The sequence below is a fragment of the Acrocarpospora pleiomorpha genome, from assembly GCF_009687885.1.
Taxonomy (GTDB): Bacteria; Actinomycetota; Actinomycetes; order Streptosporangiales; family Streptosporangiaceae; genus Acrocarpospora; species Acrocarpospora pleiomorpha.
The window spans coordinates 177,267-187,312 of record NZ_BLAF01000015.1 but is presented as its reverse complement, the minus strand read 5'-3'; the positions used below and the strand labels follow the sequence as shown (position 1 = coordinate 187,312).

The following is a 10,046-nucleotide window of genomic DNA, read 5'->3' as shown; positions in this document are numbered from 1 at the left end:
GGGTATACGCGTGGTCAGCGCAATGTACCGTTGGTCATTCCGGCGGGTTCTTCCGGGACGGTGATGAGGCCTAGTTCGGCTGGGGAGGCCATCAGGGGGTGGTGGGGGACGACTCGGACGGAGTAGCCGAAGGCGCCGGTGCGGTCTAGGGGGATGGTGCCCGTGAAGGGGGCGCGGCCGTCGTCGCCGGGATGGCCGGGGGTGAGGGTGACGTAGGTGGGGTCGAGGAGTTCGTCGTGGGGGCCTACGCGGCCGTAGCCGGATTGCACGTGGATGTCTTCTGGGGAGAGGTCGCCTAGGGCGATGGTGGCGGTGATTTCCATGGTGGCGCCCAGTTCGGGGGTGTCGCCGATGCCGGAGGTTTCGACGTGTTCGACGCGGATGCCCGGCCAGGCCTGGGAGACGCGGAGTTTCCAGGCGGCGAAGGACTTGGCGCCGTGGTAGTGGTCGGCGGAGAGGGTTCGGGCCGAGTCGGCGGCGGGGGCGTACAGCTCGATGACGTAGTCGCGGAGCATGCGGCCGGCCAGGACCTTGGGGCCGAGTGAGCTGAGGGTGTGTTTGACCATTTCGAGCCAGCGGCGCGGGAGGCCGTCGGCGGCGCGGTCGTAGAAGCGGTCGGCGACCTCGCGTTCGATGAGGTCGTAGAGGGCGGCGGCTTCGAGCTCGTCGCGGCGGTCGGGGTCGGTGACGCCGTCGGCGGTGGGGATGGCCCAGCCGTTGGTGCCGTCATACCACTCGTCCCACCAGCCGTCGCGGATGGAGAGGTTGAGACCGCCGTTGAGCGCGGCCTTCATGCCGGAGGTACCGCAGGCCTCCAGCGGGCGCAGCGGGTTGTTCATCCACACGTCGCAGCCCTGGACGAGCAGCTGGCCTAGGGCCATGTCGTAGTCGGGCAGGAAGACGATGCGATGCCGCACATCCTCCATGTCAGCGAATTTCACGATCTGCTGGATGAGCTTCTTACCGCCCTCGTCGGCGGGGTGGGCCTTGCCCGCGATCAGGATCTGGACCGGCTTGGCAGGGTCGAGCAGCAGGTCCCGCAGCCGGTCGGGGTCGCTGAGCATGAGCGTGAGCCGCTTGTAGGACGGCACCCGCCGCGCGAACCCGATGGTCAGCACGCCGGGATCGAGCGCCTCGTCGGTCCAGCCCAGCTCGGCTTCCGACGCGCCACGCTCCCGCCAGGACCGCCGCAGCCGCTTACGCGCGTCCTCGACCAACCGGGCCCTGAGCTGACCGCGAATGGTCCAGATATCGCCTTCTGACAGCTTCTGCACGCTGTCCCAGCCCTGCGTGCGATCGACCAGCGTCGGCAGTTCCTTCCCGGCCAGCTCCATCACCTCACGCCCCACCCAGGTCGGCGCGTGCACCCCGTTGGTGATCGACCCGATCGGCACCTCGGAGAGATCGAACCCGGGCCACAACCCCTGGAACATCTCCCGGCTGACCTCGCCGTGCAGCACCGACACGCCGTTGACGCGCTGCGCCAGCCGCATGCCCATGACGGCCATGTTGAAGACGGCCTTCTCGCCGTCCCCGTCCGCCGCCTCAGGCTCGGCCCCGAGTTCCAGGATGCGATCGACGTCGACGGTCGGCCAGGCGTTGTCGCCGCCGAACTGCCGCCCGATCATCTCCGCCGGGAACCGGTCGATCCCGGCCGGAACGGGGGTGTGGGTGGTGAACACCGTGCCCGCCCGCACCGCCTCCAGCGCTTCGTCGAAGGACAGCCGCGCCTCGGTGAGCTCGCGAATGCGCTCAAGCCCGAGGAAGCCGGCGTGACCCTCGTTGGTGTGGAAGACCTCGGGTTCGGCATGGCCGGTGATCCTGCAGTACGCACGCAGCGCCCGTACGCCACCGATCCCGAGCAGCAGTTCCTGCATGAGTCGGTGATCGCCACCACCACCGTAGAGGCGGTCGGTGACGTCGCGGGCGGCGGCGTCGTTGTCGGCGACGTCGGAGTCGAGCAGCAGCAGCGGGATGCGCCCGACCTGGGCCACCCAGATCTGGGCGTGCAGCGTGCGCCCCCCGGGCAGGCCGATCCGGATCCTGGACGGCGTGCCGTCCTCCTCCTTCAGCAGCGACAGCGGCAGGCCGCCGGGGTCCAGCGACGGGTAGTGCTCCTGCTGCCAGCCCTCCGGCGACAACGACTGCGAGAAGTAGCCGTGCCGGTAGAGCAGGCCGACCCCCAGGATCGGCACGCCCAGGTCGCTGGCGGCCTTCAGATGGTCTCCGGCGAGGATGCCCAGGCCGCCGGAGTATTGCGGGAGCGCGGCGGCGATGCCGTACTCGGGGGAGAAATAGCCGATGGCGGCGGGGCCGCTGGGGAGGGTCTGGTACCACCGCGGGGCGGTCATGTACTCCCGGAGGTCGTCGGCCGCGTCGGCCAGGCGACGCAGGAAGCGGCGATCGCGGGCGAGTTCGCGCAGCCGGTCGGCGGCCACGGCGCCGAGCAACGCCACCGGATCGTGGCCGACGCGCTCCCACACGTCGGGATCCACGTCGGCGAACAGGTCCATCGTCTCCGGGTGCCACGACCAGCGGAGATTCTGGACCAGCTCACCGAGCGGGGCGAGTTCGGCCGGAAGGACGGTACGGACGGTGAACCTGCGAATAGCTCTCACGTGGCCAGACCCTAGGGGATGTGAGGGGGTGGAGGAGCACATACAGCTCTCACCATTGCCCCACGGACTCAAACATCACAGATCCGCAGTCCCCGCCCGTGAATCCGCTGCCAGTCCACGGCTCGGCGGAAGGATTGGAGTTGACCGTCGCCATGCTCTTTCATATCCATGGGTAAACATGGAGCATTGGGGCAACTCCTGTATGAGCCACCGGCCCGCTCGGCGGGTCGTGGTTCGTGCTGCCCGACTCCGAGTAAAGATCGATCCTGCCCCGTGAGCTCCGGCGGCACCGGGTGTGCCGCCGCTACGTTGAGAAACGATGATCGGAAGAATCCCAATCCAGGACATCCACCCTGTCGTCGACTGCGGGAAGCGTCCCGCGAAGGCGGCCGCAGGGGAAACCTTCGAGATCAGCGCCACCGTGTTCCGGGAGGGACACGACGCGGTCGCCGCGGGGGTCGTGCTGATCGACCCCCAGGGCGCGGCCGGGCGGCTGCAGCCCATGCGCGAGCTCGCGCCGGGCACCGATCGGTGGGGGGTGAGCGTGACCCTGCCCTCGGAAGGGTTGTGGTCCTTCCGGGTGGAGGCGTGGAGCGACCCGGTGGCGACCTGGCTGCACGACGCCGGGATCAAGATCCCCCGAGGGCTCGACGCCGACCTGATGTGCGAGGAGGGCGCCCGCCTGTTCGAGCGCGCCGCCAAGGCGGTGCGGGCCGGTGACTGCCTGCCGGGCGCGAAACGGCTGGTGAAGGCGAGCGATCGGGCGCTGCTCCAGGCGGAGCTGCGGATGTGCGGGCACCGGGCCGCCCTGCTGGCGCTGGCCGCGCGGCTGCGGGACGACGAGGTGGATCCGCGGGCCAGGTTCGCGGTGGCGCAGCTGCCGGAGACGCTGGCGCTGATCGCCGCGCATCCGCTGCGTGACCTGGTCACGAAGGCGACGCCGGCGCGGATCCGGGTGGACCGGCGGCGGGCGCTGTTCGGCTCCTGGTATGAGTTCTTCCCCCGCTCGGAGGGGGCGGTGATCGAGGACGGCGTGCCCGTCTCCGGCACGTTCGCGACGGCGGCCAAGCGCCTGCCCGCGGTCGCCCAGATGGGCTTCGACGTGGTCTATCTGCCACCGATCCACCCGATCGGGGTGGCGTTCCGCAAGGGGCGCAACAACACGCTGACCCCGGAGCCGTTCGATCCGGGTTCGCCGTGGGCGATCGGCTCGGAAGAAGGCGGGCATGACGCGATTCATCCGGATCTGGGGACGATCGAGGACTTTGACGCCTTTGTCACGCGGACCCGCGAGCTGGGCATGGAGGTCGCGCTCGATCTGGCGCTGCAGTGCTCGCCGGACCATCCGTGGGTGAAGGAACATCCGGAGTGGTTCAACATCCGGGCCGACGGGTCCATCGCGTACGCCGAGAATCCGCCCAAGAAATACCAGGACATCTACCCACTCAACTTCGACAAGGATCCGGCCGGGATCTACGCCGAGGTCAAGCGGGTGGTGCTGCACTGGATGGACCATGGCGTACGGATCTTCCGGGTGGACAACCCGCACACCAAGCCGGTGGCGTTCTGGGAGCGGCTGCTGGCCGACATCCGGACCGACGACCCGGACGTGCTGTTCCTGTCGGAGGCGTTCACCCGTCCGGCCATGATGCGCGCGCTGGCGAAGGTCGGGTTCCACCAGTCGTACACGTACTACACCTGGAAGAACTCCCGCGCCGAGCTGGAGGAGTACCTCTCGGAGCTAGCCCACGAAACGGGACATTTTTTGCGCCCGAATCTCTTCGTCAACACTCCCGACATCTTGCATGAGTACCTTCAAAACGGTGGCATACCCGCCTTCAAGATCCGCGCGGTGCTGGCCGCGCTGACGGCGCCGACCTGGGGGGTGTACGCGGGATATGAACTGGGCGAGAACGTCGCGGTCCGGCCGGGCAGCGAGGAATACCTGGACAGCGAGAAGTACCAGTACCGGCCGAGGGACTGGGCGGCGGCCGAACGGGAGGGGCGCAGCCTCGCTCCGCTCATCACGCAGCTCAATTTGTTCAGAAGAGCACACCCGGCACTCCAGGAATTGCGTAATCTACGGTTTCACAACTGCGATCAGCCGGATGTGATCTGCTTCTCGAAGCGGCTCCCCGGCGCCTACGACACGGCCACACGACGGCACGCCCTAGGCGACGTCGTTCTGGCTGTCGTCAACCTGGATCCGCACAACACCCATGAGGGCACCGTCCATCTGGATCTGCCGGCCCTAGGTCTCGACTGGCATGCCGAGTTCGTCGTGGACGACGAGCTGTCGGGCGAGTCGTACCGCTGGCGGCAGTCCAATTACGTGCGCCTCGATCCACATGTCAATCCCGCACACGTCTTCACGCTGCGTCACGGGTCAGCGCACCGCCCGTGAGGACAGCCCTGCACAACCGGGGAGTACAACGGTGAGCCTTACGCCGAATCAGCATCAGCCCATCCCGAACACCTTCACGCACGAAAAACCCCGCGACCAGTACTGGTATAAGCGGGCGGTGTTCTATGAAGTGCTGATCCGGGGCTTCGCCGACTCCAACGGGGACGGCACGGGCGACATTCGCGGCCTGATCGAGAAGCTCGACTACTTCCAGTGGCTCGGGATCGACTGCCTCTGGCTGCTCCCGCTCTACGAATCCCCCCTCCGAGACGGCGGATACGACATCGCCGACTTTATGAAGATTTTGCCGGAATTTGGGGACCTCGGGGACTTCGTGAGGCTGGTCGACGAGGCCCACAAGCGCGGTATCCGGGTCGTCGCCGACCTGGTCATGAACCACACCAGCGACCAGCACCCGTGGTTCCAGGCCTCCCGGCGCGACCCGGACGGACCGTACGGCGACTTCTACGTCTGGCACGACAACGACGAGAAGTACAAGGACGCCCGGATCATCTTCATCGACACCGAGACGTCCAACTGGACCCACGACCCGGTCCGCGGCCAGTACTACTGGCACCGCTTCTTCAGCCACCAGCCGGACCTCAACTACGAGAACCCGGACGTGCAGGAGGCGATGCTGGAGGTGCTGCGGTTCTGGCTGGACCTCGGCATCGACGGGTTCCGGATGGACGCCATCCCCTACCTGTTCGAGCAGGAGGGCACCAACTGCGAGAACCTGCCCAGGACCCACGAGTACCTCAAGCGGGTCCGCGCCGAGGTGGACCGCCTCTACCCCGACCGGGTGCTGCTGGCGGAAGCCAACCAGTGGCCGGCCGACGTGGTCGAATACTTCGGCGACCCGGTCACCGGTGGTGACGAATGTCACATGGCGTTCCACTTCCCGCTGATGCCGCGCATCTTCATGGCCGTACGGCGGGAGTCGCGTTACCCGATCTCGGAGATCATGGCGCAGACCCCGAAGATCCCGGAGAACTGCCAGTGGGGCATCTTCCTCCGCAACCACGACGAGCTCACCCTCGAAATGGTCACCGACGAAGAGCGCGACTACATGTACTCCGAGTACGCCAAGGACCCCCGGATGCGCGCGAACGTGGGCATCCGCCGCCGTCTGGCCCCCCTGCTGGAGAACGACAGGAACCAGATCGAGCTCTTCACGGCGCTCCTTTTGTCCCTTCCGGGTTCACCGGTGCTCTATTACGGGGACGAAATCGGGATGGGGGACAACATCTGGCTGGGCGACCGCGACGGAGTCCGTACGCCGATGCAGTGGACGCCCGACCGGAACGCGGGCTTCTCCACCTGCGATCCGGGCCGGCTCTACCTGCCGCCGGTGATGGACCCGATCTACGGCTACCAGGCGATCAACGTCGAGGCGCAGCAGAAGAGCTCGGGCTCGCTGCTGCACTGGACCAAGCGGATGATCGACATCCGCAAGCGGCACCCGGTGTTCGGCCTCGGCGAGTTCATCGAGCTCAACTCCTCCAACCCGAGCGTGCTGGCCTTCGTCCGGGAGCTGGGCGACGACCGGGTGCTCTGCGTCAACAACCTGTCCCGCTTCCCGCAGCCGGTCGAACTGGACCTGCGGCGCTTCGAGGGCGCGGAGCCGGTGGAGACCATGGGGGGCGTCCCCTTCCCCCGAATTGGTGAACTTCCGTATCTTTTGACGCTTCCGGGGCATGGTTTCTACTGGTTCACCATCCCACCGGTGTCACGGGAGGACTAAAAACGTGCTGACCGAGCTCCTTACCGGCTGGATTGCCACTCAACGCTGGTTCGCCGGTAAGGGGCGCCCGATCGACGAGCTGTCGATCGAGTCGAGCACCCAGCTCGCGGCCGACGACCCGATCCTCGCCCATCTGATCATCTCGGTACGGCAAGGGGATCGGGTCACCCGTTACCAGCTCCTGCTGGGGCTGCGGGACGAGATCCCGGACCGGCTCAGGCACGCGATGATCGGGCGGACCGAATGGGGTGGCCGTGATCGTTACGCGTTCGACGCGGCGCACGACGCCAGCCTGACCAGCTGGCTGCTGACCGGTATGGATGTGAACCTGAGGGTCGATCCGCTGGCCTTCCACCGGGTTCCCGGAGTCGAGATCGACACGACGCCGCGCAGCCTGGTGATGACGGCCGAGCAGTCCAACACCTCGATCGTTTATGGCGACAAGTACATCCTGAAGCAGTTCCGCGCGCTGATCCCGGGGATCAATCCGGAGCTGGAGATCGTGACCGCGCTGGCGGCGCAGGGGTCCTCGCATGTGGCGAAGCCGTACGGGTGGATCGAGACCACGCTGGACGGGGAGACGACCACGCTGGCGATCATGCAGGAGTTCCTGTCCAACTCCAGCGAGGGCTGGGCGATGGCGCTGACGAGCGTGCGCGATCTTTACGCCCAGCCCAGGGACGTGTCGGCGGCCGACGCCGGGGGTGACTTCGCGGCCGAGGCGAGGCGGCTGGGCACGGCGACCGCGCAGGTGCACCGGGATCTGGCTCGGGCCTTCCCGACGGCGGTGATCGAGCCGCCCGAGGTCAAGCGCATGACGGAGCGGTTCAGGCGGCGGCTGGATCGGGCCATCGTGGAGGTGCCGCAACTGGACGCGCACGCGGAGGTGGCGCACGCGGCCTATGACCGGCTGGCCGATATCGACCGTCCGGTGGCCGTCCAGCGGGTGCACGGGGATTACCACCTCGGGCAGGTGATGCGGACGGCGGCCGACTGGGTGGTGCTCGACTTCGAGGGCGAGCCCGGGCAGCCGCTGGCCGAGCGGCGGGCGCTGGACTCGCCACTGCGGGATGTCGCGGGCATGCTGCGCTCGATCGAGTACGCGGCCCGGCACCTGCTGGCCGACCATCCGGACGCGGCCTCGCTGGTGTCCCGCGCGCAGGAGTGGTCGGCCCGCAACCGCGCCGCCTTCCTGGCCGGTTACACCGAAGCCGGTGGCAGCATCACCGGCGCGGACGCCGTGCTGCTGCACGCCTTGAAACTCTCCAAAGCCGTGTACGAAGTCGTCTACGAGGCCCGTAACCGACCCACATGGCTGCCGATCCCGTTGGCCGCCTTCCAGGAATAACAGATCCCGAAATATCCGGCGGCCCTACCCGGGGGACATCCTCCGCAGATGCCCATCTCGCGGCCTGATGTCTCGCGGATATCCCTCCCAGAGATATCCCACGCAGGGATAGTCAGCGGAACCGGCGTCAAAAGGCGGATCTCCGTGCGGACCACCTCGCGGGGATCCCTCCCAGGGATAATCAGCGGATGGTCCACTGGCCGGGGAGGATCAGCGGGCCGAAGGCGGGCAGGCCGAGTTCGGCCGCCAGGGCCGACATCGGGCCCCAGGCCTCCAGGCGGATCCTGGTCAGCGCGGCGGCCTTGTCCTCGCTGGACTCCGCCGGGCGCAGCCGTTCCAGCGGGTTCAACCGGGGGTAGGAGCGAACAGGGGCGTCGACCGGCAACCCGGCGCGCTTACGAGCCAGCGACAGCGCGTCCTCAAGCCCGCCGAGCTCGTCGACCAGGCCGTTCTCCCGCGCGTCCGCGCCGGTCCAGACCCGGCCACGGGCCAGCTCGTGCGCCCGCTCCCGGCCCAGATTCCGCCCTTCGGCCACTTTGCCGACGAAGTCATCGTAAATCCGGTCCAGCCAGGCGTTGACCCGTCCCCACTGGGCTTCCGAGAACCCCCGGGTGAGCGAGAACATCCCGGCGTTGGCGCCCTCGGTGATCGTCTCCGACACCACGCCGACCCGGTTGAGCAGCTCCCCCAGCACCGGCTTGCCGCCGAAGACCCCGATCGAGCCGGTCAACGTGCCCGGCTGGGCCACGATCACATCGGCGGCCATGGCCACGAAGTAGCCACCCGACGCGGCCACGTCACCCATCGAGACGATCACTGATTTCCCGGCTTTGCGGGCCAGCACGACCTCCCGCCAGATCGTGTCGGACGCCACATACGACCCGCCGGGGCTGTCCACCCGGAACACGATCGCGCGGACCTTGTCGTCGCGGCGCGCGGAGCGCAGCGCGGCGGCGATGGTGTCGGAGCCCATCGCGCTGCCGCCGCCCAGCGGGGAGCGCCCGCTGCGGCCCATCCGGATCGGCCCCTCACCCTGGACCAGCGCCACCACGTCCTCCCCCGGATGCGGCAACTTCCGGGGCACGCCGAGCTTGGCATACCGCGCCACATACTGGAGATGAGCGCCCTCGGGCACGACCTCGGCGTATACCTCGTCACGATATTTCAGGCCATCGATCAGACCGGCTTCCAGCGCCTCCGCGCCGATGAAAGGCCCCTCGTCGATCAGCTCGCGCACCCGGGCCGGATCCAGCCGCCGCGACTCCGCGATTCCCGCCACGATCTGCTCGGTGACCGACTCCGCGATCCGGGACGCCGACTCGCGATGCGCGTCGGTCATGTGATCCTGGGTGTACATGTTGGCCGCGGTCTTGTACTCGTGCCGCTGCCCGACCTGATACTCCACGCTCAGCTTGGCCAGCGCGTCCTTCACGAACCGCTGCTCCAGCGCGATCCCGGTCAGGCCCACGTCGCCGGACGGCTGCAGGTAGACCCGCTCGAACGCGCTGCCCAGGTAGTAGGGCACGGTTCCGGTGCCGAACTCGCCGAACGTCTCCGCATACGCCACGGTCAGCTTCCCGGCGGCGCGCAGCTTCAGGACCGCGCCGCGCAGCTCCTGCACCATGCCGAGCCCCAGCGGGCCGCCGCCGATCTTCACGATCAGCGCCTTGACCCGGGGATCCTTGCGGGCCCTGCGCAGCCCCGCGAGCACGTCGGCCAGGCGCGGCTTGCGCATGGTCAGCAGCGCGCCCAGCGGATCGGAGGGCGGCCCCTCCGTCAGCCCTTCGGTCAGGTCCAGCTCAAGGACCAGGGGCCCCGTGCGGCGCTGCCGCATCCGCCCAACGGTCTCCACGATCGTCCTCGTCGCGTCCATACCCGCCACCCTAAGCGACCCCGGCGACAATGCGGCGGCCCTGGTGAGGGCCGCCGCAC

5 protein-coding genes are annotated in these 10,046 nt (G+C 68.1%); 3 read left to right on the top strand and 2 right to left on the bottom strand.

Annotated features, from left to right (window positions below; all coding sequences use genetic code 11):
- Positions 1–14 precede the first annotated feature (14 nt).
- On the bottom strand, positions 15–2,618 hold the full coding sequence (gene glgP / locus Aple_RS15720) for an alpha-glucan family phosphorylase (protein WP_155345324.1): 2,604 nt from the start codon (positions 2,616–2,618) through the stop codon (positions 15–17).
- Between the two features lie 319 nt (positions 2,619–2,937).
- Between glgP and Aple_RS15715 the strand changes: the two genes are divergently transcribed.
- Genes Aple_RS15715 through Aple_RS15705 form a run of 3 tightly spaced genes read left to right on the top strand, consistent with a single transcriptional unit; the run spans position 2,938 to position 8,114 of the window.
- Positions 2,938–5,022, top strand: a complete 2,085-nt coding sequence (locus Aple_RS15715) for an alpha-1,4-glucan--maltose-1-phosphate maltosyltransferase (RefSeq protein WP_155345323.1) — start codon at positions 2,938–2,940, stop codon at positions 5,020–5,022.
- 31 nt (positions 5,023–5,053) lie between these two features.
- Entirely contained in the window at positions 5,054–6,766 is a 1,713-nt protein-coding gene (gene treS, locus Aple_RS15710) for a maltose alpha-D-glucosyltransferase (protein ID WP_155345322.1), read from the top strand.
- Between the two features lie 4 nt (positions 6,767–6,770).
- Positions 6,771–8,114, top strand: a complete 1,344-nt coding sequence (locus Aple_RS15705; protein WP_155345321.1) for a maltokinase N-terminal cap-like domain-containing protein — start codon at positions 6,771–6,773, stop codon at positions 8,112–8,114.
- 181 nt (positions 8,115–8,295) lie between these two features.
- Here the strand turns inward: Aple_RS15705 and sppA are convergent, their stop codons facing one another.
- On the bottom strand, positions 8,296–9,987 hold the full coding sequence (sppA, locus tag Aple_RS15700; RefSeq protein WP_155345320.1) for a signal peptide peptidase SppA: 1,692 nt from the start codon (positions 9,985–9,987) through the stop codon (positions 8,296–8,298).
- Between the last annotated feature and the right edge of the window lie 59 nt (positions 9,988–10,046).

Coding starts and splice junctions, on each gene's coding strand:
- Aple_RS15715 (WP_155345323.1), top strand. CDS start 2,938: ATGATCGGAAGAATCCCAATCCAGGACATCCACCCTGTCGTCGACTGC.
- sppA (WP_155345320.1), bottom strand. CDS start 9,987: ATGGACGCGACGAGGACGATCGTGGAGACCGTTGGGCGGATGCGGCAG.